This window comes from Mesorhizobium sp. P160927 (assembly GCF_057766385.1).
Genome location: NZ_JBYMDW010000001.1, coordinates 4,771,439 through 4,797,141, shown reverse-complemented (window position 1 = coordinate 4,797,141; position 25,703 = coordinate 4,771,439). Strand labels below are relative to the sequence as shown.

Here is a 25,703-nt window from a genome sequence, read left to right as displayed (position 1 = left end):
TTTGTTGCGGTGAACGGGACTCGATGAAGCTCAAAGATCTAGCCGGTATCCTGCCAGTCGAAGGAACAGCTTCCGCCGATCTGGAGGTTACCGGCATCTCGTCCGATTCCCGCCAGGTAAAACCGGGCGTCGTCTTTTTCGCGCTTGCCGGGACCAAGGCCGATGGCGCGAGCTACGCCGCCGACGCGGCCCGGCGTGGCGCCGCCATGATCGTGGTCGGCAAAGGCAGCGCCCTTGCCGATTTGCCGGTTCCGGTGCTGGCGGTCGATGATCCGCGCCTAGCGCTGGCGTTGAGTGCCGCCCGCTACTTCGGCAAACAGCCGCAAACCATGGTCGCGGTTACCGGCACCAGCGGCAAAACCTCGGTCGCCGCCTTCACCAGGCAGATTTGGGAACAGGCGGGATACGCCGCCGCCTCGATCGGGACCACTGGCGTGGTCGCGCCCGGCCGCAACGAATATGGTTCGCTGACGACACCCGATCCGGTCGCCCTGCACCGGTTGCTCAGGGAATTGGCCGATGCCGGCGTTACCCACGCCTCCATGGAGGCCTCCAGCCACGGGCTCGACCAGCGCCGCCTCGATGGGGTGAAGCTCTCGGCCGGGGGCTTCACCAATCTCGGCCGCGACCACATGGATTACCATCCGACGATCGAGGATTATCATCGCGCCAAATTGCGCCTGTTCGATACGCTGCTGCCGAAGGGCGCCCCCGCCATCGTCTTCGCCGACGATCCGTGGTCCGAACCGACGATAAAGGCAGCGCGGGCCGCCGGGCTCGACGTGCTGACGGTCGGCCGCCATGGCGATTTCCTAAGGCTGAAGCGGGTCGAGCATGAGCGTCATCGCCAGCGTGCCGAGGTCGAGGCCGACGGTGTGATCCACGAGATCGACCTGCCGCTCGCTGGCGATTTCCAGATTGCGAATGCGCTGGTTTCGGCGGGGCTTGCCATTTCCACTGGAATGCCTGTCACCAAAGCCTTGGCGGCATTGCAGAAATTGAAAGGCGCGCCGGGCCGGCTCGATCTCGTCGGCACCACGGCGAGCGGCGCGCCGGTCTATGTCGATTACGCACACAAGCCCGACGCGCTCGAAAACGTGCTAGCCTCGGTGCGTCCGTTCACCACCGGCCGTGTCATGGTCGTCTTCGGCTGCGGCGGCGACCGCGATCGTGGCAAACGACCTATCATGGGCGAGATCGCGACACGGCTTGCCGATGTCGTCATCGTCACCGACGACAATCCGCGCTCGGAAGTGCCCGAAACCATCCGCGCCGCCATTCTTGAGGCCGCGCCCGGCGCCATGGAGATCGGCGACCGGCGCAAGGCTATCCACGAGGCTGTCGCCATGCTGCATGCCGGCGACACACTGATCGTGGCCGGCAAGGGCCATGAGGAAGGCCAGACGATCGGCTCGGAAACCCTGCATTTCTCCGACCACGAGGAAGTGCGCACCGCGCTCCGGGAGCATGCCGCATGAGCTTGCTGTGGACGTCGGAAGCGCTGGTTGCCGCCACGGACGGGCGGCCGCTCGGCCCCATGCCCGAAGGCATATCGGGCATTTCGATCGATAGCCGCAGCCTGCAGCCGGGCGACGCTTTCTTTGCCATCAAGGGCGAGGCGATGGACGGCCATGACTTCGTCACCGCGGCCATCAAGGCCGGCGCCGGCGTGCTGGTGGTGGCAGAAGGCAAGCTGCCCTCACTTGGTCGGTTGACCGCGCCGATCATTGTCGTCGACGACGTCCTGGTCGCGCTGGAAAAGCTAGGCGTCGCGGCACGCGGCCGCTCGCAAGCCAAGATCGTCGCGGTGACCGGCTCGGCGGGCAAGACCACGACCAAGGAGGCGCTGCGCCACGTGCTTTCGGCCGTCGGCAAGGTGCATGCCTCGGCGCAGTCCTTCAACAATCATTGGGGTGTCCCGCTGACCTTGGCGCGCATGCCCGCCGATTGCGATTATGCCGTGTTCGAGATCGGCATGAACCACCCCAACGAGATCCGGCCGCTGGTGAAGATGGTGCGGCCGCATGTCGCCATCGTCACCATGATCGCGGCCGCGCATCTTGGCTTCTTCCGCAACCTGGACGAGATCGCCCAGGCCAAGGCCGAGATTTTCGAGGGCCTTGAGCCCGATGGTGCTGCCGTCCTCAACCGTGACGACGCGCGTTTCAAGCTGCTGGACAGGATGGCACGGGCTGCCGGCGTCGAGCATATCCTTGGCTTCGGCGAGAATGCGCGCTCGACCTTCAAGCTGGTCAAGTGTGAGTTGCATGCCGACCATTCCGACATCGCCGCCAGGATCAGCGGCCACGATATGATCGCCCGTATCGGCGCGCCCGGCCGGCACATGGTGCAGAACGTGCTGGCGGTGCTCGGCGCCGCGCATCTGGTTGGCGCCGATCTCGACAAGGTTGCATTGGCGCTGGCCGATCTTTCGGCCGAGCGCGGGCGCGGCAAGCGCCACGTGCTAAGGCATCCCGGGAGCCCGATTTCGGGCCAGGCCGGTGGTTCGATCACGCTGATCGACGAGAGCTACAACGCCAATCCGGCCTCGATGGCGGCCGCGATGGCGCTGCTCAACGCGACGCCGGTGACGGGCGAGGGCAGGCGCATCGCCGTGCTTGGCGACATGCTCGAACTCGGCGATCATTCAGCCAAGCTGCATGCCGCGCTTGCCGATCTCATCGTCGGCACGGGCACGCGGACAGTCTTTCTCGGCGGCCCGGAAATGCGGTCGCTGGCGGAAGCGCTGCCGGAGGATATCAGGACGGAATACCGCTCCGGTGTCGAGGAGTTGAAGCCGGTGCTGCTCGCCGCGCTGAAGCCGGGCGACGTGGTGATGATCAAATCGTCGAAGGGCATCGGTTTTGCAAAACTGGTCGATGCGCTGCTGGGCAAATTCCCGGCTGAAACGACAACAAGCAACCAGACCTAGTCGGGGGACGAAAGCGCATGTTCACACTGCTGGTCGATTTCGCGGACAAGGTCTCTGTCTTCAATGTCTTCCGCTACATCACGTTCCGCACCGGCGGGGCGCTGATCACCTCCGCGCTGATCGTCTTCATCTTCGGGCCGACCATCATCAATTCGCTGCGGCTCAGGCAAGGCAAGGGCCAACCGATCCGGGCCGACGGGCCGCAGACCCATTTCAAGAAGGCAGGCACGCCGACCATGGGTGGACTGATGATCCTGTCCGGCATCATCGGCTCGTCGCTATTGTGGGCGAACCTGTCCAGCATCTATGTCTGGGTGGTGCTTTTGGTGACGCTCGGCTTCGGCTCGATCGGCTTTTATGACGACTATCTGAAAGTGACGAAGCAGTCGCATCTCGGCTTCTCCGGCAAGGCGCGGCTTGCGTTGGAATTCGCTATCGCCGGCATCGCCGCCTGGGCGATCATGCACAATGGCCAGGCGCCATTCTCGTCGTCGCTGACATTCCCCTTCGCCAAGGAATTCATCATCAACCTGGGCTGGTTCTTCGTTCCGTTCTCCTGCTTCGTCATCGTCGGCGCCGGCAATGCGGTGAACCTGACCGATGGCCTCGACGGCCTGGCGATCGTGCCGATCATGATCGCGGCGGCGTCCTTTGGCGTTATCGCCTATCTCTCGGGCAACGCGGTTTTCGCCGAATATCTGCAGATCCATTTCGTGCCCGGCACAGGTGAACTGGCGGTCGTGCTTGGCGCGGTCATCGGCGCCGGCCTCGGCTTCCTCTGGTTCAACGCGCCGCCCGCGGCGATCTTCATGGGCGACACCGGATCGCTGGCCATGGGCGGCCTGATCGGCACGGTCGCCGTCGCCACCAAGCACGAGATCGTGCTCGTCATCGTCGGCGGCCTGTTCGTGGTCGAGATTCTCTCGGTCATCATCCAGGTCGGCTACTTCAAGATGACCGGCAAGCGCGTGTTCCTGATGGCGCCGATCCACCATCATTTCGAAAAGCTCGGCTGGACCGAAAGCCAGGTGGTGATCCGCTTCTGGATCATCGCCGTCATCCTGGCGCTGGTCGGCCTTTCCACCCTCAAGCTCAGATAGGCCGCTACTTGATCCCCGCAGCATCCTTCGCAGGCAAGCGTGTATCGCTCTTCGGGCTCGGCGGCTCGGGGATCGCCACGGCGCGCGCGCTGATCGAGGGCGGAGCCGAGGTGCTGGCCTGGGACGACAATCCCGGCAGCGTCGCCAAGGCAGCCGCGACCGGCATCGCCACCGGCGATTTGCGTAGCGCCGACTGGGCCGGTTTTTCCGCCTTCGTGCTGTCGCCCGGCGTGCCGCTGACCCATCCCAAGCCGCACTGGAGCGTGGAATTGGCGCGCGGGGCTGGCGTTGAGATCATCGGCGATATCGAGCTGTTCTGCAGGGAACGGATGCAGCGTGCGCCGGATGCTCCCTTCATCGCCATCACCGGCACCAACGGCAAGTCGACGACGACGGCGCTGACGGCGCATATTCTTCAAGCCTCCGGGCGCGACACGCAGATGGGTGGCAATATCGGTCGTGCCGTGATGACGCTCGATCCGCCGAAGCCCGGCCGGCAGTATGTAGTCGAATGCTCGTCCTACCAGATCGACCTTGCGCCCTCGATCAATCCGACGGCCGGCATCCTGCTCAATCTGACGCCCGACCATCTCGACCGCCACGGCACCATGCAGCACTACGCTTCCATCAAGGAGCGGCTGGTGGCGGGCAGCGAGACGGCGATCATCGGCATCGACGATTCCTGGTGCGCGCAGATCGCCGATCGGCTGGAGCGGGCAGGGCGGCAGGTCGTCCGCATTTCCAAGCGCCTGCCGCTGACCGACGGCTATTTCGCCGACGGCACCAATCTGATGGAAGCCGTGCACGGCCGCTACAGCCGGGTTGCCTTCCTCGAAGGCATTGGCTCGCTGCGTGGTCAGCACAATGCGCAAAACGCGCTGGCCGCCGTCGCGGCTTGCCTCAAGGTCGGGCTCAACCTTGGCGAGATCCAGTCTGGGCTGGAAAGCTTCCCGGGTCTGGCGCACCGCATGGAGCAGGTTGGCCGCAAGGACCATGTGCTGTTCGTCAACGATTCCAAGGCGACCAATGCCGATGCCGCCGCACCCGCGCTTTCCAGCTTCAATCGCATCTATTGGATCGCCGGCGGCCTGCCCAAGGAAGGCGGCATCGAGCCGCTACGCGGTTTCTTCCCGCGCATCGCCAAGGCCTATCTGATCGGCGAGGCGGCGCCCGCCTTTTCGGCGACGCTCGGCGAGGCCGTGCCCTACGAGATCTCGGGCACGCTGGCGGCGGCGGTCGAGCATGCCGCGCATGACGCGGCCAAGGACGACAGTGGCGAGGCGGTGGTGCTGTTGTCGCCGGCCTGCGCCAGTTTCGACCAGTTCAAGAATTTCGAGGTCCGTGGCGAAGCCTTCAGGCAAGCTGCGAGCGCTATGGATGGCGTCAAACCCATCGGAGGGGCACGATAATGCAGAGCCGTCTCGACAAAAGTCCGGTCGCAACCTGGTGGTGGACCATAGATCGCTGGTTTCTGGCGGCGTTTCTGTCGCTGATGGGGCTCGGCATCGTGTTGTCCTTCGCGGCAAGTCCCGCGGTGGCCGAACGCATCGGCCTCGACAGTTTCCATTTCGCCACCCGGCAGATCATCTTCACCGTGCCTGCGCTCGGCGTGATGCTGGCGGTCTCCTTCCTCGATTCCAGGCAGATCCGGCGCATGTCGCTGATCATGCTGTGTCTGATGCTGGTGCTCATGGTGGCGGTGCTCTATGTCGGCGTCGAGGTGAAGGGCGCGCGCCGCTGGGTGTCGCTCGCCGGCCTGTCCATCCAGCCGTCCGAGTTCCTGAAGCCGGCCTTCGTCATCATGTGCGCGTGGCTGTTCGCCGAACACAAGCGCCAGCCCGACATTCCGGGCAATCTGTTCGCCATGCTGCTCCTAGTGCTGGTCGTGTCGCTGCTGGTGGCGCAGCCGGACCTCGGACAGACCATGCTGACCACCGGCACCTGGGGCATCATGTTCTTCATGGCGGGGCTGCCATGGCTTTGGATCATCGTGCTGGGCGCCGCCGGCGTCGGCGGTGTCTTCGCCGCCTATACGGTGTTTCCGCACGTCGCGCTGCGCATCGACAAGTTTCTCACCGGCGAGGGCGACACGTTCCAGGTCGACATGGGCCGCGATGCGCTGATCAATGGCGGCTGGTTCGGTGTCGGGCCGGGCGAGGGCACGGTCAAGCGTGTCATCCCCGACAGCCATGCCGACTTCGTCTTCTCGGTCGCGGGCGAGGAGTTCGGGCTGATCATGTGCTTCTTCATCATGTCGATCTTCGCCTTCATCGTGCTGCGCGGTCTCAACACGGCGCTCAAGGAGCATGACGACTTCACCCGTTATGCGGTCGGCGGTCTCGTCACCGTGTTCGGCCTGCAGGCCGTGATCAACATGTGCGTCAACCTGCAACTGGTGCCGGCAAAGGGCATGACGCTGCCCTTCATCTCCTATGGCGGCTCCTCGCAGATCGCCATCGCCATCTCAATGGGGATGGTGCTGGCGCTGACGCGCAAGCGGCCGGAAAAGCGCAAGCAGATGGGCTTTACCCTGCCGCAGCGCGCGATGCCGGCGGAGTGACATGGCCAGAGGCGTTATCCTTCTCGCCGCGGGCGGAACCGGCGGACATCTGTTTCCAGCCGAAGCCCTGGCGCATGAACTCCTCGAGCGCGGCTGGGCGGTGCATCTGGCGACCGACACCCGGGCCGAACGGTTTGCCGCCCATTTTCCGGCGGCCGCCGTCCATCCGATCCAGTCGGCGACGTTAGGCTCGAAAAATCCCTTTGCCCTGCTCGGCGCCTTCTGGAAAATCTGGAGCGGCGTGCGTCAGGCCTCCGCCGTCGTCGGCAGGATCAAGCCGGAGGCCGTGGTCGGCTTTGGCGGCTATCCGACCTTGCCGCCGCTCTACGCGGCGACGCGGCGCAAGGTGCCGACGCTGATCCACGAGCAGAACGCGGTGATGGGGCGCGCCAACCGGGCGCTGGCCGGCCGTGTCGACGCGATCGCCGGCGGCTTCCTGCCGCAGGATGAAAGCGCGGCCGGCGCCAAGACGGTGACGACCGGCAATCCGGTCCGCCCGGCTGTGCTCGAAGCGGCCAGGACGCCTTACGCTGCTTCAACCGGGGATGAGCCCTTCCGCCTGCTGGTGTTCGGCGGCAGCCAGGGCGCACAATTCTTTTCCGATGCCATGCCGGGGGCAATCGCGCTGCTTTCCGATGCACAGCGCAAGCGCCTTGTCATGACCCAACAAGCTCGCGCGGACGACGTGGCTCGGGTGAAGGCGGCCTATGCCGCGCTCGGAGTCGCCGTCGAGGTCTCGCCGTTCTTCACCGACATGGCGGCGCGCATAGCGGCCGCGCATCTTGTAATCTCGCGTTCCGGCGCCTCGACCGTGTCGGAAATAGCCGTCATCGGCCGGCCGGCGTTGCTGGTGCCCTACCCCTTCGCGCTCGACCACGACCAGGCGGCCAATGCAGCCGCGCTTGCGGCCGCTGGCGGTGGCGAAGTGCATGTGCAATCCTCGCTTTCGCCCGAGCGCATCGCGGCACTGCTCGGCGCCCTGATAGACCAACCGGAGCGGCTGGCGACGATGGCTGCCGCGGCCAAGTCGGTGGGCAGGCCCGACGCGGCGCGGTTGCTCGCCGACCTCACAGAGGCTATTGCGTCCCGCAAAACAGTATCGGATTTCAGGAAGGGGACGCACCCATGAAGATGCCGCAGACCATCGGCCTCGTGCATTTCATCGGCATTGGCGGCATCGGCATGAGCGGCATCGCCGAGGTACTGCACAATCTCGGCTACAAGGTGCAAGGGTCCGACCAGGCCGAAAGCGCCAATGTACAGCGGCTGCGCGACAAGGGCATCGAATGCTTCGTCGGCCACAAGGCGGAGAATCTCGGTGAAGCCGAGGTCATCGTCGTCTCGACGGCGATCAAGAAGTCGAATCCGGAGCTGAAGGCGGCGCGTGAAAAGCTGTTGCCGATCGTGCGCCGCGCGGAGATGCTGGCCGAACTGATGCGTTTCCGCCAGGCGGTGGCGATCGGCGGCACGCACGGCAAGACGACGACGACCTCGATGGTGGCGACGCTGCTCGAGGCCGGCGGGCTCGACCCGACCGTCATCAATGGCGGCATCATCAATGCCTACGGCACCAACGCCCGCATGGGCGATGGCGAGTGGATGGTGGTCGAAGCCGACGAGAGCGACGGCACCTTCCTCAAGCTGCCGGCCGACATCGCCGTCGTCACCAACATCGATCCCGAGCATCTCGATCATTATGGCAATTTCGACAATGTGCGCGAAGCGTTCCGCCAGTTCGTCGAGAACGTGCCTTTCTATGGCTTCGGAGTGATGTGCACCGATCATCCGGAAGTGCAGGCGCTGGTCGGGCGCATCGAGGACCGGCGCGTCATCACCTATGGCGAGAACGCGCAGGCCGATGTGCGCTTCACCAACCATCGCATGGCGGGGGCGACCTCGGAGTTCGACGTGATCATCCGCGACCGCAAGGGGCGCGGCCAGACGGCGATATCGGGCCTGCGCTTGCCGATGCCCGGCCGCCACAATGTCTCCAACGCGACCGCCGCGATCGCGGTCGCGCACGAACTCGGCCTGTCGGCCGAGGCGATCAAGAAGGGCCTGTCGTCCTTCGCCGGCGTCAAGCGCCGCTTCACCCACACCGGTTCTTGGAACGGTGTCGACGTGTTCGACGATTACGGCCACCACCCGGTCGAAATCTCGGCGGTGCTGAAGGCGGCGCGCAGCGCCACCAACGGGCGTGTCATCGCCATTGCCCAACCGCACCGCTTCACCCGGTTGCATGATCTGTTCAACGAGTTCTCCGCCTGCTTCAACGATGCCGACACGGTGATGGTCGCCCCGGTCTACGCCGCCGGCGAAGAGCCGATGGACGGCGTGACATCGGACGCGCTGGTGTCACGTATCCGCGCCGGCGGCCATCGCGACGCCCGCTACATCGAGGGGCCGGCCGACATCGCGCCCGTCATCCGCGACATCGCCAAGCCCGGCGACTTCGTCGTCTTTCTCGGCGCCGGCAATATCACTCAGTGGGCCTATGCGCTGCCGAAGGAGCTTGCCGCCCCATGATGAACGGCCAGGCCCTGATCGACAGACTTGGCGACCGCCTGGCCGGCCTGCGCGGCCGCATCACGCCGAATGCCGAGATGGACAAGATCACCTGGTTCCGGGCTGGCGGCCTTGCCGAGGCGCTGTTCCAGCCGGCGGACGAGGAGGATCTGTCGGCCTTCCTCAGAGCCGTTCCAGAAGAGATACCCTTGACCATCGTTGGTGTAGGCTCGAACCTTCTGGTCCGCGACGGCGGCATTCCGGGTTTCGTCATCAGGCTTTCGGCCAAGGGCTTTGGCGAGGCCGAGATCGTTTCCCCGATCAGGATCAAAGCAGGTGCCGCCACGCCAGACAAGCGCATGGCGGCGGTGGCGCTCGAGGCCGGCATTGGCGGCTTTCATTTCTATCACGGCATTCCAGGCGCTATCGGCGGCGCGCTCAGGATGAATGCCGGCGCCAACGGGGTCGAGACGCGCGAGCGCGTCGTCGAGGTCCGGGCGCTCGACCGCGCGGGCAACGCCCAAACGCTGAGCAATGCTGAGATGGGCTATGCCTACCGCCATTCGGCGGCGCCCGCCGGGCTGATCTTCACTTCGGCCGTTTTCGAAGGCTTTGCCGAGGACAGGGCGGTGATCAAGGCGGCGATGGAAGCGGTGCAGAACCATCGCGAGACCGTGCAGCCGATCCGCGAGAAGACGGGCGGCTCGACCTTCAAGAATCCGGAAGGCACTTCGGCCTGGAAGGAGATCGACAAGGCGGGTTGCCGCGGGCTGATGATCGGAGGTGCGCAGATGTCGCCGATGCATTGCAACTTCATGATCAACACCGGAACCGCGACCGGCTACGACCTCGAATACCTCGGCGAGACGGTGCGTGCGCGGGTGCTCGAGCATTCCGGCATCCGGTTGCAGTGGGAGATCAAGCGCATCGGCAATTTCCGTTCCGGATACGCCGTCCAGGAGTTCCTCGGCCAGCTTCTCTAGCGCCTCTTGAAGTTCACGTGATGCGTGAACTTCAACCGGATCGAAATGCCGTGAAATAGTTGCTGCAAAGACTCAGCGACACGGCTTTCGGATCCATTTTCTCAGAAAGTGAATCTCTCGGAATCATAAGTGCTTGCCAGTGAATCAACTCTCTGATTCTCTGCCCTAAAGCGTTTCCTGATTTGAGTCGTTCGACGCGTTTTCAGCGTTTTCCGTCTGGGGGGGCAACCTGCCGGGAGACTCGGACTCAATGTAGCGGAAATCTTGGGTTTTTGGTCCGCGGTGAGAGGGGATGACGGGGAATGAAAAGCAAGCATGTGGCCGTATTGCTGGGAGGTTTCTCGTCCGAGCGGCCCGTGTCCCTTTCTTCCGGAAAGGCCTGTGCCGATGCGCTGGAGCAGGAGGGTTACCAGGTCACCCGCGTCGATGTCGGGCGCGATGTCGGCTCGGTGCTTGCCGAGCTCAAGCCTGACGTCGCCTTCAATGCGTTGCACGGGCCTTTTGGCGAGGACGGTACCATCCAGGGCATCCTCGAATATCTCGGCATTCCCTACAGCCATTCCGGCGTGCTGGCCTCGGCGCTTGCCATGAACAAGGAACAGGCGAAGAAGATCGTCAAGTCGGTCGGCGTCCCCGTTGCCGAATCGAAGGTCGCCAACCGGTTCTCCATCCAGAACAAGCATCCGATGAAGCCGCCCTATGTGGTCAAGCCGGTCAGCGAGGGGTCGAGCTTTGGCGTCGTCATCGTGTCGGAGGGGCAATCGCACCCGCCGCAGGTGATCGGGTCGTCCGACTGGAAATATGGCGATACCGTCATGGTCGAGCGCTACATCCATGGGCGCGAGCTGACCTGCGCCGTCATGGGCGATGTGGCGCTTGGCGTCTGCGAGATCATCCCGACGGGCCATTCCTTCTACGACTATGATTCAAAATATGTCGCGGGCGGATCAAAACACGAATGCCCCGCAAAAGTTTCACCGAATATTTACCAAAAAATACAGACACTGGCGCTCAAGGCTCACCAAGCTGTCGGCTGTCGGGGCGTTTCCCGGTCGGACTTCCGTTATGACGATCGTCACTCCGAAAATGGCGAGGTTGTATGGCTCGAGGTCAACACTCAGCCGGGCATGACGCCGACGTCTCTGGTGCCTGAAATTGCCGCCCATGCCGGGCATTCGTTTGGTGAATTGTTGAGTTGGATGGTGGAGGACGCTTCGTGTCTGCGTTGAAATGGGGACAGGGTAAGGTGAGGGGCGCGGCCGGGCCGTCGCTGTTCGGCCTGCCATTGTCGTTGGACCATTTCGTTCTGCCGCGCGTGCTTCGCCGCCCGGTCCGCATCATGACGCGCCTGGGCGATGGTGAATTCCAGGCGCCGCGCTTCTCCGCCGCGATCATGTCATCGGTGCTGCTGGCCTCGAGTGGCGCCTATGGCGCCTACCTCGGCGGTCATGCCGACGGCATCATTCAAAGCATCACCGCCCGCACCGGCTTCGCGGTCGACCAGGTCAAGGTGGTCGGCAACCGCCAGACTTCGGAGATCGACATTCTCGATAGGCTGGAACTCGATGGCTGGACGTCGCTTATCGGCTTCGATGCCGAGGCCGCGCGGGAGCGTATCGCGACCCTGCCGTGGATCCAAGTTGCCGCGGTGCGCAAGGTCTATCCGCACACGCTGGAAGTGCGAGTCGAGGAGCGTGCGGCTTTCGCGCTCTGGCAGCAGGGCAACGACCTCTCCGTCATCGAGAAGGATGGCGCCGTCATCGTGCCGTTCTCAGGCGGCAGGCAGGTGCTCCTGCCGCTGTTGATCGGCACCGGTGCGCCCGCCAAGGCGCCTGATTTCCTGGCCAGGATCGAACACTATCCCGACCTCGCCGCCCGCATCAAAGGCTATGTCCGCGTTGGCGAACGGCGCTGGGACCTGAAGCTGGATAACGGCATCACGATCAAGTTGCCCGAGGATGACGAGGATCAGGCGCTCGCCGAACTCGTCAAGATGGACCATGACAAGGGGCTGTTGTCGCGCGACATCGCCGCCGTCGACATGCGCCTGACAGACCGGCTGGTCGTGGAGCTGACGCCGCAGGCGGCGACGCAGCGCGAAGCCGCGCTCAACGAGAAGCCGAAAACCCTCAAGCGCAAGCCGGAGACGAAGATATGAGCTGGCTTGGCGGTTCTGGCGATGCCTCGTCGCGCCGGTCGGGCACCCTGACGGTGCTGGACGTCGGCTCGAACAAGGTCTGCTGCATGGTGGCCAAGCTCAAGCCGAACGATGACGGCAAGCTCCTGCGCGGCCGCTCGCATCGCATCCAGGTCATCGGCATCGGCCACCAGAAATCGCAAGGCGTGAAGTCCGGCGTCATCGTCGATCTCGACCGTGCCGAGCATGCCATTCGCCTCTCCGTCGACGCCGCCGAACGGATGGCCGGGCTGACGGTCGATTCGCTGATCGTCAACATGACCGCCGGCCGGCTGAAGAGCGAAAGCTTCTCGGCGACCATCAATCTTGGCGGCCACGAGGCGGACGAAGCCGACGTCAAGCGCGTGCTCGGCGCCGGTGCCAAGCAGGCGCTCAAGGCCGAGCGCGAGGTGGTCCATTCGCTGCCCGTCGGCTTCTCGCTCGATGCCGAGCGTGGCGTGCGCGATCCGCGTGGCATGGTGGGCGACACGCTTGGCGTCGACATGCATGTGTTGACAGGCGATGCGGCGCCGATGCGCAATCTGGAGCTCTCCATCAACCGCTCGCATTTGTCGGTCGAGCGCATGGTGGCGACGCCCTATGCCAGCGGGCTGGCGGCACTGGTCGACGACGAGCTGGAACTCGGAGCCGCCTGCATCGACATGGGCGGCGGCACGACGACGATCTCGGTGTTTTCGGAAGGCAAGTTCGTCCATGGCGACGCCATCGCAATCGGCGGCAACCATGTCACGCTCGACATGGCCAAGGGACTTTCGACCTCGCTCGATGCCGCCGAGCGGCTGAAGGTGATGCACGGCTCGGCGTTGCCAGGCAGCGCCGACGACCGCGACCTGGTCTCGATCCAGCCGATCGGCGACGATGGCGACGTGCCGCTGCAGATCCCGCGTTCGGTGATGACGCGCATCGTGCGCGCCCGGATCGACGAGACGCTCGAACTCCTGCGCGACCGGTTGAACAAGTCCGGCTACGGCAATGCGGTCGGCAAGCGCGTCGTGCTCACCGGCGGCGCCAGCCAGCTGGCCGGCCTGCCGGAAGCGGCGCGCCGCATCCTGGGTCGCAATGTACGCATCGGTCGCCCGCTCGGCGTGGCGGGCCTGCCCGAAGCGGCGAAAGGCCCTGCCTTCTCGGCCGCGGTCGGGCTTCTGATCTATCCGCAGATGGCGAGCTTCGAGAGCCATCCGGCGAAAGGCATTTCCGGTCTCAGAATGACCGGAACGGGTGGAAAACTGCATCGCATGAGTCAGTGGTTGAGAGACAGTTTCTAATTGACGGGGACAGCCCCATAGGCGGCCGCGGCGGCGAAGCGGCGTGAAAGGCAAAGGACGGAGACAATGACCATCAATCTGCAGAAGCCGGACATCACCGAGCTTAAGCCGCGCATCACCGTGTTCGGTGTGGGCGGCGGCGGCGGCAATGCCGTGAACAACATGATCACCGCCGGACTGCGCGGTGTCGAGTTCGTCGTGGCCAACACCGACGCGCAGGCGCTGACCATGTCGAAGGCCTCTCGGCTGATTCAGCTTGGCGCGCATGTCACCGAGGGGCTCGGTGCCGGATCGCAGCCGGAAGTCGGCCGCGCGGCGGCGGAAGAGTGCATCGACGAGATCCTCGACCATCTCACCAACACCCATATGTGCTTCGTCACCGCCGGCATGGGCGGCGGCACCGGCACGGGTGCTGCTCCGGTTGTTGCCCGTGCAGCGCGCGAGAAGGGCATTCTCACCGTCGGCGTCGTCACCAAGCCGTTCCACTTCGAAGGCCAGCGCCGCATGAAGACGGCCGATTTCGGCATCGAGGAGCTGCAGAAATGCGTCGACACCTTGATCGTCATCCCCAACCAGAACCTGTTCCGGCTGGCCAATGACAAGACCACCTTCGCCGACGCCTTCGCGATGGCCGACCAGGTGCTCTACTCCGGTGTGGCCTGCATCACCGACCTGATGGTCAAGGAAGGCCTGATCAACCTCGACTTCGCCGACGTCCGTTCGGTGATGCGCGAAATGGGCAAGGCGATGATGGGCACCGGCGAGGCTTCGGGCGAGGGCCGCGCGATGGCGGCGGCGGAAGCCGCGATCGCCAACCCGCTGCTCGATGAGACCTCGATGAAGGGCGCCAAGGGCCTGCTGATCTCGATCACCGGCGGCCGCGACCTGACCCTGTTCGAAGTCGACGAAGCGGCGACCCGCATCCGCGAGGAAGTCGACCAGGACGCCAACATCATCCTGGGCGCCACTTTCGACGAGGAGCTCGAAGGCGTCATCCGGGTCTCGGTGGTCGCCACCGGCATCGACAAGTCGGCGGCCGAAATAGCCGCCGCGCCGATCTCGATCCGTACCGCGCCGCCGAAGCAGGCTGCCCGGCCGGCCGTCGCCCCGGTGGAAAGCCGCCCGGCGCCGGTCCAGCAGACGGTGTATGAGCCACGCGCCGCCGATCCGGTTGCCGAAGCCATCCAGTTGGCCGAAGCCAATGCCGCGGCCATGGCTCAGGCTCGTCCGGCTCCGGTCGCCCATGCGGACGATTTCCGCCCGCAGAGCAAGATCTTCCAGGCACCGCCCGCACAGCCGCAGCCGATGGTGCAGCCGGTCGTCCAACAGATGATGCAGCCGGCTCCGCAGCCGCGCGAAATGCTGCGTGAGGTCCAGCAGCCGGTGGCGATGGCACCGCAGCGCATGCCGCGCGTCGAGGACTTTCCGCCCGTCGTCAAGGCCGAGGTCGACGCCAAGAGCCGTCCGGCCGACCACGAAAACAGCGGCCCGATGGGCCTCCTGAAGCGCCTGACCAACGGCCTGACCCGCCGCGAGGAGGAGCCTGCACGGCTGCAGCCGGCGCAGCCGCGCGAGCCCAAGCTGCGCCAAGCCGCACCGGAAGTGCGCCGCCTCGCCAGCCAGGACGCCCAGCTTTACGCGCCGCGGCGCGGCCAGCTGGACGATCAGGGCCGCCTGACGCCGCAGACCAGGGCGACTCAGGACGACGACCAGCTCGAGATTCCAGCGTTCCTGCGCCGCCAGGCCAACTGAGCGGTTAACGGACTGTAACAAACGTTAACAGGCAAGCAAGAAATTGCGTGCCTGTTAACGTTTAAAAATAGCGTATAATCAATGCATTATGACGTCGTACGTGTTCCAGTTCGCGGTTACAAAGAGTAAGAAACCGTGATTTGGAGTCTCCCTGCCGGGACATTATCTTCGCTGCCTACGATAGTCGGTTTGCCAGGATTTCGGGGGAAGTCGCCCTGCTTGCCGATTTAACAAGAGCCGCGCCCTCGGGCTGGAGAAGCGGACCTAGGCATTACGGGCTCATGGGGATTGTCTTGCACGACCATCAGACGACAGTGAAGACGCGCGCGTCGCTTACAGGCACCGGCGTCCACAGCGGCAAAGAAGTTTCCATCAGTTTCCTACCCGCGGATGCCGATACCGGCATCGCGTTCCAGCTCCTGAAAGGAGTAGGGCGGGGCCGTGAGTTCCGCGCCCTGTTTTCCGAGATCGGCGCCACCGACCTTTGCACCATGCTTGGCGATCCTTCGGGCGAGCATATCGCCACGGTCGAGCACATCATGGCCGCCCTGTTAGGACTCGGCATAGACAACGTCATCATCGAGATCGACGGCCAAGAGGTCCCAATCCTCGACGGCAGCGCCATGGCGTTCGTCGAAGCCATCGACCAGGCCGGCATCGAGACGCTGGCCGTCAAGCGGCGCTATATCAGGGTGGTCAAGCCGGTCCGCATCGAGAACGGCGCCTCCTGGGCCGAGTTCAGGCCCTATGACGGTACCCGTTTCGAGGTCGAAATCGATTTCGAAAGCCCGGCGATCGGCCGTCAGTTCTTCGCATCCGATATCAATGCCGATATTTTCCGCCGCGACATCGCGCGGGCCCGCACCTTCGGCTTCATGAAGGACGTCGAGCGGCTGTGGGCCGCCGGCTATGCTCTGGGATCCTCGCTGGAAAATTCCCTGGTGATCGGTGACGACAACCGCGTCATCAACATGGGCGGCCTGCGCTATCCCAACGAATTCGTGCGCCACAAGACGCTCGACGCGATGGGCGACCTGGCGCTGGCCGGCGCGCGATTCATCGGATGTTTCCGCTCCTATCGCGGCGGCCATCGGCTGAACGCCGCGGCGCTGCGGCGCCTGCTTTCGGACCGCACCGCCTTCGAGATCGTCGAGACGACACGCCGCGAGCGTGGCCGGGCCGCCGAGATGAACGCCGTCAATGCGCCTCTCTATGCGCCCTGGATGATCTGATTTCTTAATTTTTTTGGATTTTATGGATGTGGGTGTTGCATGAATGCATCATCCACCGGCGAAATTGCGTAGATTTTCAAGCCGCGGTCCGCCGCCACAAAAATGCGCGATTGGCTGGACATAGCGTTGCCGGGCAAGGCGGTTATGGTTTATGGCTGCTGCCGTTGATTAGTGCATGTCGCTCAAAAGTGGGGACCAGTTTTGGGACAACTGCATGCAACGAGCATTAAAATAACGCCGAAAGGGCGCAATCCAATCATGTTCTTCAAGCGATTCGGTCAATCGAAAGCGCCGCAGCGGTCTGTCTTCCTGGCGCTTTCGGTGGTTGTTCCATCGCTCTTTCTGGCGGCTTGCATGTCGTCGGAAAAAGACATCGATCTGTCGACCTATGTCGATCAGACCGAACCGGCCGACGTTCTCTACAATCAGGGCCTGGCCAATCTGAATGCCGGCCGCCTGGACGAGGCAAGCAAGAAATTCGACGCGGTCGACCGCCAGCACCCCTATTCGGAATGGGCCCGCAAATCGATGGTGATGGGCGCGTTCGCCGACTATCGAAAGGGCAGCTACGACGATGCGATCCAGTCGGCGAAGCGGTACTTGGCTCTCTATCCGTCAACGGATGACGCGGCCTATGCCCAGTACATCATTGGTCTCAGCTACTATCGCCAGATCAAGGATGTGACGCAGGACCAGAAGGAAGCACGCCAGACCCTGCAGACGATGCAGGACCTGGTGACACGCTGGCCGACGTCGGAGTATGTCGACGATGCCAAGGAAAAGATCCGCTTCGCCAACGACCAGCTCGCCGGCAAGGAAATGCAGATCGGCCGCTATTATCTGGAGCGCCGCGAGTACATCGCCGCCGTCAAACGCTTCCGCACCGTGGTCGAAAGCTATTCCAACACCCGCCACGTAGAGGAAGCGCTCGCGCGCCTCACCGAAAGCTATTACGCGTTGGGCTTGACCTCGGAGGCCCAGACGGCGGCCGCGGTGCTCGGTACCAACTATCCCGACAGTTCGTGGTACAAGGATTCCTACAAGCTGCTGCAGAGCAACGGGCTGGCGCCGCGCGAAAATGCCGGGTCGTGGATATCCAAGGCCGGGAAGCTGATCACCGGCGCCTGACCGCAGAGCCTCCGAGCGAAGCGCGCACAGCGCGCTTTTTCGGATTGATCCGAAGCTCAAACAAAAAGATAGTGCGGCGCTGCGACTCCAACTGTCGGGTGCCGCCTTTATCTTTTTGTTTTCGTGCCTGTCGTTATCCCGGAGCGGGTCCACTTTTGGGCGGCATGCAATAGGTCCGGTTTCTCATGCTTTCCAGACTGTCGATCCGCGATATCGTCCTGATCGAAAAGCTGGACATCGACTTCCAGCCGGGTCTTTCCGTGCTGACCGGCGAAACCGGCGCCGGCAAGTCCATCCTGCTCGATGCCCTGTCGCTGGCGCTCGGGGCGCGTGGCGATGCCTCGCTGGTGCGTCACGGCGCGTCCCAGGGCCAGGTCATTGCCGTGTTCGATGTTCCGCGCAACCATCCGGTGCGCGCGCTGCTTGCCGAAAACGCGATCGAGGACGATGGCGACGTCATCCTGCGGCGCGTGCAAACGGCGGACGGCCGGACCCGTGTGTTCGTCAACGACCAGCCGTCCAGCGTGACGTTGATGCGCGATGTGGGCCGCGCGCTGGTCGAGATCCACGGCCAGCATGACGAACGCGCCTTGGTCGATCCCGGGGCGCATCGCGATGTGCTCGATGCTTTCGGCGGCCATCTCGGCGCCGTCCGCTCGACCGGCGAGGCATGGCGGCACTGGCGCGCCGCCCAGCAGGAGCTGACGCGCCATCGCGCCAAGGTGGAAGCCGCCGCGCGCGAGGCGGACTATCTGCGCGCCGCGGTTGCCGAACTGACCAAGCTCGATCCGCAGCCGGGCGAGGAAACCGAACTTGCCGAGCTGCGTGCCCACATGATGCGCGCCGAGAAGATCGCTTCCGAAATTCACGACGCCCAGGATGTGCTATCCGGCCCGTCCTCGCCCTTGCCGCAACTGGCCAGCCTGCTGAGACGGCTGCAGCGCAAGGCGTCGGAAGCGCCCGGCCTGCTCGAGGACGTGGTGAAGTCGCTGGACGAAGCCATGCTGTCGCTCGACGCGGCGCAGTCGGGCGTCGAGGCCGCGCTTCGTGCCACGGAGTATGATCCACAGCGGCTGGAGAAAGCCGAGGAACGACTGTTTTCACTGCGGGCGGCGTCACGCAAGCACAGCGTCGCCGTCGACGACCTGGCGCAGCTGCGCGACACGATGGTTGCCGATCTCGCAGATCTCGATGCCGGCGAAGAACGCCTGCACGGCTTGGAAAAGCAGGCAGCCGCCGCGCGCGAAGCCTATGATATCGCCGCCGCACAGCTATCCTCACTTCGCCATGCCGCGGCGGTCGGTCTGACCAAGGCGGTCATGGCCGAACTGCCGGCGCTGAAGCTCGAACGCGCGGCCTTCATCGTCGAGATGAAGAGCGAGGCCGAGGCGCGCATGGAAGAGGGCATCGACCAGATCGAGTTCTGGGTGCGCACCAATCCTGGCACGCGGCCCGGGCCGATGATGAAGGTTGCCTCCGGCGGTGAGCTTTCGCGCTTTCTCCTGGCGTTAAAGGTTGCGCTGGCCGACCGTGGTTCGGCGCCGACTCTGGTTTTCGACGAAATCGACACCGGGGTGGGCGGCGCCGTGGCCGACGCCATCGGCCAGCGGCTGGCGCGGCTGTCGAAGCGCGTCCAGGTGCTTTCCGTCACCCATGCGCCGCAAGTGGCGGCGCGCGCGGCAACACATTTCCTGATCTCCAAATCGGGCAGCACCGACCGTGTCGCGACCGGAATTGCCGAGATGGACAGGACTGCGCGGCAGGAGGAGATCGCCCGCATGCTGGCCGGCGCCACGATCACCGACGAGGCGCGCGCCGCCGCCGAGCGGTTGTTGCGCGAGAATACAAACGCGGCGTGAGACGATCCGGTGTCATGAGACGATCAGGTGTCATGGGGCGAGTCAGGATATGGCTCCATCCTGCTGTTCAGGAATGATCTTTTCCGAAAACCGGTTCCCACCTTTCAAGATCATGCTCTATTGTGACGCGCCACCGTTCAGGGACAAAAAGCATGGCTGAAAAACCTGTCGATTCGCTCAGCGAAAGCGAGGCTGAAGCGGAACTCCAGCGCCTTGCCGAGGAGATCGCCGGTCATGACCGGCGCTACCATGCCGAGGACGCGCCCACGATCACGGACGCGGAGTATGACGCGCTGCGGCGGCGCAATCTTGCTATCGAGGAGCGCTTTCCCGGGCTGGTGCGCGAGGATTCGCCCTCGCTCAGGGTGGGTGCCGCCCCGGCGGAAGGCTTCACCAAGGTGCGCCATGCCGTGCCGATGCTCAGCCTCGCCAAGGCCTATACCGACGCCGACGTCACCGATTTCATCGAGCGCGGCCGGCGCTTCTTCGACCGCGACAAAGACCTCGACATTGCCTTCACCGCCGAGCCGAAGATCGACGGGCTGTCGGCTTCGCTGCGTTACGAAAAGGGCGTGTTCGTGCAAGGCGCGACGCGCGGCGACGGCGCTGTCGGCGAGGACATCACCGCCAACCTCAGGACCATCGCCGACATTCCCGCTAAGCTGAAGGGCTCAGGCTGGCCCGAGACCATCGAGATCCGTGGCGAGGTCTATATGACCTATGCCGAATTCGAGGCGCTCAAGGCGCGCTCGGCGGCTGTCGGCGGCCAGGATTACGTCAATCCGCGCAACACGGCGGCCGGGTCGCTGCGCCAGAAGGATCCATCCGTAACCGCCAGCCGCAACCTCAAATTCTTTGCCTATGCCTGGGGTTACACGACAGCGGATCCGGCACCAACGCAATACGAATCAGTGCAGAAATTCGCCGATTGGGGCTTCAAGATCAGTCCGCTGCTGGTGCGGGCGAAATCGGTCGAGGAATTGGTCGCGCATTATCACCTGATCGAGGAGCAGCGCTCGTCGCTCGGCTATGACATAGACGGCGTCGTCTACAAGGTCGACCAGTTGGAGCTGCAGCGCCGCTGGGGTTTCGTCACCGGTGAACCACGCTGGGCCATTGCCCACAAATTCCCGGCCGAACAGGCGATGACGACCGTGCACAGGATCGACATCCAGGTCGGCCGGACGGGCACGCTGGCGCCGGTCGCGCGGCTCGCCCCGGTGACGGTCGGCGGCGTGGTGGTGGAGAACGTCACGCTGCACAATGAAGATTATATCAAGGGCCTGGACAGTACAGGGCAGCCGATCCGCGACGGCATCGACGTGCGCATCGGCGACACGGTGGTGATCCAGCGGGCAGGCGATGTCATCCCGCAGATCGTCAGCGTCGTTATCGACAAGCGTCCGCCCGATGCCGTGCCGTACGAATTCCCGCACTCTTGCCCGATCTGCGGCTCGCCGGCGACGCGCGAGATCAACGAGAAGACCGGCAAGGAGGATTCGCGCCGCCGCTGCACCGGCGAACTGATCTGCCCGGCGCAGGCCGTGGAGGGGCTGCGCCACTTCGTGTCGCGCGGCGCCCTGGATATCGAAGGCCTGGGCGCGGAGAACATCGACCTGTTTTTCAATGCGGGTTTGATCAAGACAGCCGCCGACATCTTCACGCTCAGGGAGCGCCGCCCGGCCGTGACCAAGGCGCTGGCCGAGCGGCGCGAGGAGCAGGCTAGGCAGCGCGAGGCCGCATCCGGCAAGACCCGCAAGAATGTGCGCAGCGTCGAGGACCGCAATTACGAAGGCCTCGACAAATTGTTCGCGGCCATCGATTCGCGCCGCGAGCCGGAGCTCGACCGCTTCATCTTCGCGCTCGGCATCCGCCATATAGGCGAGACGACGGCAGCCGTGCTTGCGCGAACATTCTCGACCATCGAGGAGCTGATCCAAGTCGCCAAGGAGACGGCCGCGGCGGAGAATCCGCATGCCGTCTTCCCATCGATCAATGGCATTGGCGATACGGTGATCGATGCGCTGCGCGATTTCTTCGGCAATGAGCGCAATGACGAGGTGCTCGAGAAGTTGTTGGAGCAGGTCAAGCCGAAGCCCTATATCGTCACCGTTTCGGCCGACAGCGAGGTCGCCGGCAAGACGATCGTCTTCACCGGTTCGCTGGAAAAGATGACCCGTTCCGAAGCCAAGGCGATGGCCGAACGTCTCGGCGCCAAGGTGGCCGGCTCGGTTTCGGCCAAGACCGATCTGCTGGTCGCGGGACCGGGTGCGGGCTCCAAGCTCAAGCTTGCCAGCGAACTCGGCGTCGAGGTCATCGACGAGGACACCTGGCTGCAGCGGGTCGGCAAGTCGTGATGGGCGAAGCGTTCAAAGGGTTCGGCCCCAAGGCCATTCCGTTCCTGAAAGCGCTCGATTTCCACCAGAGCCGCGAGTGGTTCCTGGAGAACCGCGAGCTGTTCGAAAAGGAATTGCGCGATCCACTGGGCGATCTCGTCGAGACGCTTGCGCGGCGATTTGCGGAAGCCGGCCTCGGCCTGCGCGGCGATCGCAAGAAGTCGTTGTTTCGCATCAATCGCGACGTGCGCTTCGCCAAGGACAAGCGGCCTTACAACAGGCATGTCTCGGCGATCCTGTCGCCGGACGGCAGCAAGGCGGTGCAGGGTGTCTTCTATGTCCATATCGGGCTGGAGGGATGCTACGCCGGCGTCGCCTGGTGGCAGCCGGAGGCCGCGCTCCTGTTGTCGATGCGTCGGGCCATCGAGACATGGCCCGAGCGGTTTCGCGCCATGGTGAAGGCGTTGAACAAAAATGGCCTCGAACTCGATGCCGAAGGCGGCATGAAACGCACGCCGCGCGGCTTCGAACACGTCTCTGACAAAGACCTCGCCGGCGCCATTCGCAACCGGCATTTCGCCGTCCGTCACCCGATCGATCCAGCTGGTATCCACGGGCCGGAATTGGTCGAGGAACTCCTCGACTTCACCATGCGCGCCAAGCCGCTGCTCGACTGGGGCAGGGCGGTCGAGGGCACGGGAGCGAGGGACTGAGTTCCCACGCGACGGTCGCGACGATCATTTCCGCTGATCGTTTGGCTCAAGCGAATTCGTGTGACAACCAGGGCAGTGCTTCCTAAATCAGCCCTCTGACCGGGGAGAGACATGTCGGCGCAAGCAATTTCCGAGACCGGCGCGAAAAGCGACTTCTGGCAAGGCGTACGGCTCTCCGTGCCGGTCGTGGTGGCGGCGGCGCCCTTCGGGCTGCTGTTCGGCGCGATTGCCGTCGACAACGGCTTTTCCGTTTTCGAAGCCTTCCTGATGAGCGCGCTGATCTTCGGCGGCGCCAGCCAGATGGTCGGCATAGAACTGTTCGGCCAGCATGTCGCGCCGTGGCTGATCGTGCTATCGATCTTCGCCGTCAATTTCCGCCACGTGCTCTATTCCGCCGGCATTGGCCGGCGCATCGCGCACTGGTCCGGGGTGCAGCAGGCGCTCGGCTTCTTCATCCTCACCGATCCGCAATTCGCCGTCGCCGAGGCCAGGGCCCAGTCAGGCCAGACCGTCGGCTTTGCCTGGTATCTGGGACTTGGGCTGCCGGTGTATGTATTCTGGACCATCGAAAGCGCGCTCGGTGCGCTGTTTGGAAAGCTTATTCCCGATCCCCATGCGCTGGGGATCGATTTCCTGCTGCCGATCTATTTCCTTGGCCTGGTGATGGGCTTCCGCAAGCGGCCGCTGTGGCTGCCGGTGGTCATCGCCAGCGCCTTCGCCTCGATCATCGCCTACAAGACAGTGGGTTCGCCCTGGCACGTTTCGATCGGCGCCGTCGCCGGCGTGTTGCTCGCCGTCGTCCTGCCGCCGCATCACAGCGGTGTGGAGACAAGGCCATGAGCACGACCTTCTGGATCATCATCGCCGGCGCCATCGCCACCTATCTCACCCGTATTGGCGGGCATCTGGTCATCTCGCGCTTCGACCACATCCATCCGCGTGTCGAGGCCGGGCTCAACGCCGTGCCTGCGGCGGTGCTGACGACGCTTGTGGCGCCGGCCGCGCTCGGCGCGGGCCCGGCGGAGTGGGCAGCGCTGGTCGTCTCCGCGCTGGTGGCGCTGCGTGGCGGGCTGATGGCGATGTTTCTGGCGGGCGCGGCGGTGTTGATCGTAGCGCGCCAGTTCGTCGGGTAGGGCGCATCGATATCCAGGTGATTCCGGCCTGCAGACGGCTGATACCCGCGCTTCGGTGCTCCAATCCGGTTCTCGGCATCAACCGTTTTTTCGGCTCGGCCCGGCCTGAACCTCGACACGCCCTTCAGCGCTTCAGAAATCAAATCTTCGCGTCGTGCGGCAGCGGTGCCGTCGCCTTTTCCAGCCAGGCCAGCGTTTCGCCGTCGAGCATCGGACCGATCTCGGCCAGCACGCGGGCATGGTAGGCGTCGAGCCAGTGCAATTCGTCTCGGGTCAGCAGATCCGATCGCACCAGCCTCACGTCGATCGGGGCGAGCGTCAGCGTCTCGAAACCGTGCATGGCGATGTCGCCGCCCTCGATCTGTTCGGCCGGCGTCACCAGGATGAGGTTTTCGATGCGAATGCCGTAGGCGCCCTCCTTGTAGTAGCCGGGCTCGTTCGACAGCATCATGCCTTCGAGCAGCTTTTCGGTGCCGGTGCGGGCGATGCGCTGCGGACCCTCATGCACGGCCAGGTATGAGCCGACACCGTGGCCGGTGCCATGGGCGAAGTCGCAGCCATGCCTCCACAGCGCCATGCGGGCGACGGCGTCGATCTCCGAGCCGCGCGTGCCGGCGGGGAAGCGCAGCGTGGAAATGCCGATCATCCCTTTCAGCACCAACGTGAAGCGCTCGCGCATCTCTTCGGTCGGCTGGCCGATCGGCACGGTGCGGGTGATGTCTGTCGTGCCGTCCTGGTATTGCGCGCCGGAATCGAGCAGGAACAGCTCACCAGCCTGCAGCTTGCGGCTGGTGGCGCGCGAGACGCGGTAATGCATGATGGCACCGTTCGGGCCAGCGCCCGAAATGGTGTCGAAAGAGACGTCGCGCAGCGGCATCTGCGTTTCCTCGCCGGTCTGCCGACGGGTTTCTTCGAGCCTGGTGACAACCGCGATTTCGTCGAGCGAGCCGGGTTTCTGGCGCTCCAGCCAGCACAACAGCTTGGCCACCGCCGCGCCGTCGCGGCGATGCGCGGCGCGCGAGCCGTTGATCTCGGCCTGGTTCTTGGTGGCGCGCGGAATGCGGGCAGGGTCGGGCGCGGCAATCACCGTGCCACCATTGTCCTCGACCAGCATGCGCAACCGGTCGGCGGCCAGCACCGGATCGAGCGCGATTTTCGCGCCGCTTTTCGCAAGTGCCCCGATCGCGCCTTCGAATTCGCCGGGCTCCTGCGGATCGGCAAGTTGGCTGAGGTAGGCCGCCACCTGGCGCGAGAACTTGCGCCGATCCATGAAAAGCTGGTGCGACCCGTCGGCGGCGAGGATGGCGAAGCCGAGCGCCAGCGGCGTGTGCGGCACGTCACCGCCACGAATGTTGAAGGCCCAGGCGATGGACGATGGGTCGGTCAGCACCGCATGGGTGGCGCCGTCCTTGCCGATCGACGTCGCCAGCCGCGCCAGCTTGTCCTTGGCGAGTTCGCCGGCAAAGCCGATCGGGTGCAGCTCTACCGGGGTCACGGGTGCCGCGGGCTGATCCTTCCAGATGATGTCGATGGGGTTCCGTTCGAGCGGCACCAGCACCGCGCCGGTCTTGTCGGCGGAGGCCTGCAGCGCCTTGACTTCGCCGATCGTGTGCAGCCAGGGATCGAACCCCAGCCGCGCCCCCTTGCCGATGTTGTCCTTGAGCCAGACAGCGGGCGGATTGTCGACCAGGCTTTCGATCGAAAAGATGCCGAGATCGACTTCACCTCGCACCTGCAGGGTGTAGCGCCCGTCGACAAAGACGAAGGCGCGGTCGCGCAGCACGATGGCGACGCCGGCCGAGCCGCTGAAGCCGGTCAGCCATTTCAGACGTGCCGACCGGTTGGCGACGTATTCGCCCTGGTGCTCGTCGGCGCGCGGAACGATGAAGCCGTCGAGGCCGTTCGCGGCCAGCCACTGGCGCAGCAGCGCCACGCGCGGCTTGCCGACCGCCGGATCGCCCGCGGAATCGAAGGTCTGGAACATGATGGGCCTCCTTGGTATCCGCGC

General features: G+C 64.4%; 20 protein-coding genes. 19 read left to right on the top strand and 1 reads right to left on the bottom strand.

Annotated elements, in window-relative coordinates; genetic code table 11:
- Positions 1-23 precede the first annotated feature (23 nt).
- From AC3CB8_RS23395 to AC3CB8_RS23305, 19 genes are all read left to right on the top strand, one after another.
- Positions 24-1,478: a UDP-N-acetylmuramoyl-L-alanyl-D-glutamate--2,6-diaminopimelate ligase gene (locus AC3CB8_RS23395; protein ID WP_352563861.1), complete on the top strand. Its 1,455-nt coding sequence runs from the start codon at positions 24-26 to the stop codon at positions 1,476-1,478.
- Positions 1,475-2,932: a UDP-N-acetylmuramoylalanyl-D-glutamyl-2,6-diaminopimelate--D-alanyl-D-alanine ligase gene (locus AC3CB8_RS23390; protein ID WP_023782707.1), complete on the top strand. Its 1,458-nt coding sequence runs from the start codon at positions 1,475-1,477 to the stop codon at positions 2,930-2,932. Before AC3CB8_RS23395 ends, AC3CB8_RS23390 begins: the two co-directional genes overlap by 4 nt.
- Before the next feature lie 17 nt (positions 2,933-2,949).
- Positions 2,950-4,032, top strand: a complete 1,083-nt coding sequence (mraY, locus tag AC3CB8_RS23385) for a phospho-N-acetylmuramoyl-pentapeptide-transferase (RefSeq protein ID WP_023769662.1) — start codon at positions 2,950-2,952, stop codon at positions 4,030-4,032.
- An 8-nt stretch (positions 4,033-4,040) separates the two neighbouring features.
- The gene (gene murD, locus AC3CB8_RS23380) at positions 4,041-5,441 is read left to right on the top strand and encodes a UDP-N-acetylmuramoyl-L-alanine--D-glutamate ligase (RefSeq protein WP_352563862.1); all 1,401 of its coding nucleotides are present in this window, start codon (positions 4,041-4,043) and stop codon (positions 5,439-5,441) included.
- Positions 5,441-6,592 (top strand): putative lipid II flippase FtsW, encoded by a 1,152-nt coding sequence (gene ftsW / locus AC3CB8_RS23375; RefSeq protein ID WP_015317209.1) that lies wholly within the window; start codon positions 5,441-5,443, stop codon positions 6,590-6,592. The genes murD and ftsW overlap by 1 nt, the downstream gene beginning before the upstream one ends.
- Before the next feature lies 1 nt (position 6,593).
- Positions 6,594-7,721, top strand: coding sequence for an undecaprenyldiphospho-muramoylpentapeptide beta-N-acetylglucosaminyltransferase (gene murG, locus AC3CB8_RS23370; protein ID WP_352563863.1), 1,128 nt, complete (start codon positions 6,594-6,596; stop codon positions 7,719-7,721).
- A complete protein-coding gene (murC, locus tag AC3CB8_RS23365; RefSeq protein WP_023769665.1) occupies positions 7,718-9,118 on the top strand; it encodes a UDP-N-acetylmuramate--L-alanine ligase in 1,401 nt (466 codons plus the stop codon). Before murG ends, murC begins: the two co-directional genes overlap by 4 nt.
- Positions 9,115-10,080 (top strand): UDP-N-acetylmuramate dehydrogenase, encoded by a 966-nt coding sequence (gene murB, locus AC3CB8_RS23360; protein ID WP_031251925.1) that lies wholly within the window; start codon positions 9,115-9,117, stop codon positions 10,078-10,080. The genes murC and murB overlap by 4 nt, the downstream gene beginning before the upstream one ends.
- 302 nt (positions 10,081-10,382) lie before the next feature.
- Positions 10,383-11,309 (top strand): D-alanine--D-alanine ligase, encoded by a 927-nt coding sequence (locus tag AC3CB8_RS23355; RefSeq protein ID WP_023769667.1) that lies wholly within the window; start codon positions 10,383-10,385, stop codon positions 11,307-11,309.
- Complete coding sequence (locus tag AC3CB8_RS23350) at positions 11,297-12,238, top strand: cell division protein FtsQ/DivIB (RefSeq protein WP_352563864.1); 942 nt, start codon at positions 11,297-11,299, stop codon at positions 12,236-12,238. Before AC3CB8_RS23355 ends, AC3CB8_RS23350 begins: the two co-directional genes overlap by 13 nt.
- Positions 12,235-13,542 (top strand): cell division protein FtsA, encoded by a 1,308-nt coding sequence (gene ftsA, locus AC3CB8_RS23345; RefSeq protein ID WP_023782702.1) that lies wholly within the window; start codon positions 12,235-12,237, stop codon positions 13,540-13,542. Before AC3CB8_RS23350 ends, ftsA begins: the two co-directional genes overlap by 4 nt.
- A 66-nt stretch (positions 13,543-13,608) precedes the next feature.
- Positions 13,609-15,294 carry a cell division protein FtsZ gene (ftsZ, locus tag AC3CB8_RS23340; protein WP_015317216.1) on the top strand — a complete coding sequence of 562 codons (1,686 nt, stop codon included), beginning with the start codon at positions 13,609-13,611 and terminating at the stop codon, positions 15,292-15,294.
- A gap of 281 nt (positions 15,295-15,575) precedes the next feature.
- Positions 15,576-16,526 (top strand): UDP-3-O-acyl-N-acetylglucosamine deacetylase, encoded by a 951-nt coding sequence (lpxC, locus tag AC3CB8_RS23335; protein WP_352563865.1) that lies wholly within the window; start codon positions 15,576-15,578, stop codon positions 16,524-16,526.
- Positions 16,527-16,784: 258 nt separating this feature from the next.
- Positions 16,785-17,654, top strand: coding sequence for an outer membrane protein assembly factor BamD (locus AC3CB8_RS23330; protein WP_023769671.1), 870 nt, complete (start codon positions 16,785-16,787; stop codon positions 17,652-17,654).
- Between the two features lie 185 nt (positions 17,655-17,839).
- On the top strand, positions 17,840-19,513 hold the full coding sequence (gene recN, locus AC3CB8_RS23325; RefSeq protein WP_352563866.1) for a DNA repair protein RecN: 1,674 nt from the start codon (positions 17,840-17,842) through the stop codon (positions 19,511-19,513).
- A gap of 152 nt (positions 19,514-19,665) precedes the next feature.
- On the top strand, positions 19,666-21,870 hold the full coding sequence (gene ligA / locus AC3CB8_RS23320) for an NAD-dependent DNA ligase LigA (RefSeq protein ID WP_352563867.1): 2,205 nt from the start codon (positions 19,666-19,668) through the stop codon (positions 21,868-21,870).
- Complete coding sequence (locus AC3CB8_RS23315) at positions 21,870-22,562, top strand: DUF2461 domain-containing protein (protein WP_023792162.1); 693 nt, start codon at positions 21,870-21,872, stop codon at positions 22,560-22,562. Before ligA ends, AC3CB8_RS23315 begins: the two co-directional genes overlap by 1 nt.
- Positions 22,563-22,673: 111 nt before the next feature.
- Complete coding sequence (locus tag AC3CB8_RS23310; protein WP_023769675.1) at positions 22,674-23,402, top strand: AzlC family ABC transporter permease; 729 nt, start codon at positions 22,674-22,676, stop codon at positions 23,400-23,402.
- Positions 23,399-23,695: an AzlD family protein gene (locus AC3CB8_RS23305; protein ID WP_023769676.1), complete on the top strand. Its 297-nt coding sequence runs from the start codon at positions 23,399-23,401 to the stop codon at positions 23,693-23,695. The genes AC3CB8_RS23310 and AC3CB8_RS23305 overlap by 4 nt, the downstream gene beginning before the upstream one ends.
- A 139-nt stretch (positions 23,696-23,834) precedes the next feature.
- Here AC3CB8_RS23305 and AC3CB8_RS23300 read toward each other — a convergent pair whose 3' ends face one another.
- Positions 23,835-25,679, bottom strand: coding sequence for an aminopeptidase P family protein (locus tag AC3CB8_RS23300; RefSeq protein ID WP_352563868.1), 1,845 nt, complete (start codon positions 25,677-25,679; stop codon positions 23,835-23,837).
- Positions 25,680-25,703: the final 24 nt, after the last annotated feature.

What these genes read in the sequence shown, in the direction of transcription:
- AC3CB8_RS23395 (WP_352563861.1), top strand. Translation starts at nt 24, where the DNA reads ATGAAGCTCAAAGATCTAGCCGGTATCCTGCCAGTCGAAGGAACAGCT.
- AC3CB8_RS23390 (WP_023782707.1), top strand. Translation starts at nt 1,475, where the DNA reads ATGAGCTTGCTGTGGACGTCGGAAGCGCTGGTTGCCGCCACGGACGGG.
- mraY (WP_023769662.1), top strand. Translation starts at nt 2,950, where the DNA reads ATGTTCACACTGCTGGTCGATTTCGCGGACAAGGTCTCTGTCTTCAAT.
- ftsW (WP_015317209.1), top strand. Translation starts at nt 5,441, where the DNA reads ATGCAGAGCCGTCTCGACAAAAGTCCGGTCGCAACCTGGTGGTGGACC.
- murG (WP_352563863.1), top strand. Translation starts at nt 6,594, where the DNA reads ATGGCCAGAGGCGTTATCCTTCTCGCCGCGGGCGGAACCGGCGGACAT.
- murC (WP_023769665.1), top strand. Translation starts at nt 7,718, where the DNA reads ATGAAGATGCCGCAGACCATCGGCCTCGTGCATTTCATCGGCATTGGC.
- murB (WP_031251925.1), top strand. Translation starts at nt 9,115, where the DNA reads ATGATGAACGGCCAGGCCCTGATCGACAGACTTGGCGACCGCCTGGCC.
- AC3CB8_RS23355 (WP_023769667.1), top strand. Translation starts at nt 10,383, where the DNA reads ATGAAAAGCAAGCATGTGGCCGTATTGCTGGGAGGTTTCTCGTCCGAG.
- ftsA (WP_023782702.1), top strand. Translation starts at nt 12,235, where the DNA reads ATGAGCTGGCTTGGCGGTTCTGGCGATGCCTCGTCGCGCCGGTCGGGC.
- ftsZ (WP_015317216.1), top strand. Translation starts at nt 13,609, where the DNA reads ATGACCATCAATCTGCAGAAGCCGGACATCACCGAGCTTAAGCCGCGC.
- lpxC (WP_352563865.1), top strand. Translation starts at nt 15,576, where the DNA reads ATGGGGATTGTCTTGCACGACCATCAGACGACAGTGAAGACGCGCGCG.
- AC3CB8_RS23330 (WP_023769671.1), top strand. Translation starts at nt 16,785, where the DNA reads ATGTTCTTCAAGCGATTCGGTCAATCGAAAGCGCCGCAGCGGTCTGTC.
- recN (WP_352563866.1), top strand. Translation starts at nt 17,840, where the DNA reads ATGCTTTCCAGACTGTCGATCCGCGATATCGTCCTGATCGAAAAGCTG.
- ligA (WP_352563867.1), top strand. Translation starts at nt 19,666, where the DNA reads ATGGCTGAAAAACCTGTCGATTCGCTCAGCGAAAGCGAGGCTGAAGCG.
- AC3CB8_RS23315 (WP_023792162.1), top strand. Translation starts at nt 21,870, where the DNA reads ATGGGCGAAGCGTTCAAAGGGTTCGGCCCCAAGGCCATTCCGTTCCTG.
- AC3CB8_RS23310 (WP_023769675.1), top strand. Translation starts at nt 22,674, where the DNA reads ATGTCGGCGCAAGCAATTTCCGAGACCGGCGCGAAAAGCGACTTCTGG.
- AC3CB8_RS23305 (WP_023769676.1), top strand. Translation starts at nt 23,399, where the DNA reads ATGAGCACGACCTTCTGGATCATCATCGCCGGCGCCATCGCCACCTAT.
- AC3CB8_RS23300 (WP_352563868.1), bottom strand. Translation starts at nt 25,679, where the DNA reads ATGTTCCAGACCTTCGATTCCGCGGGCGATCCGGCGGTCGGCAAGCCG.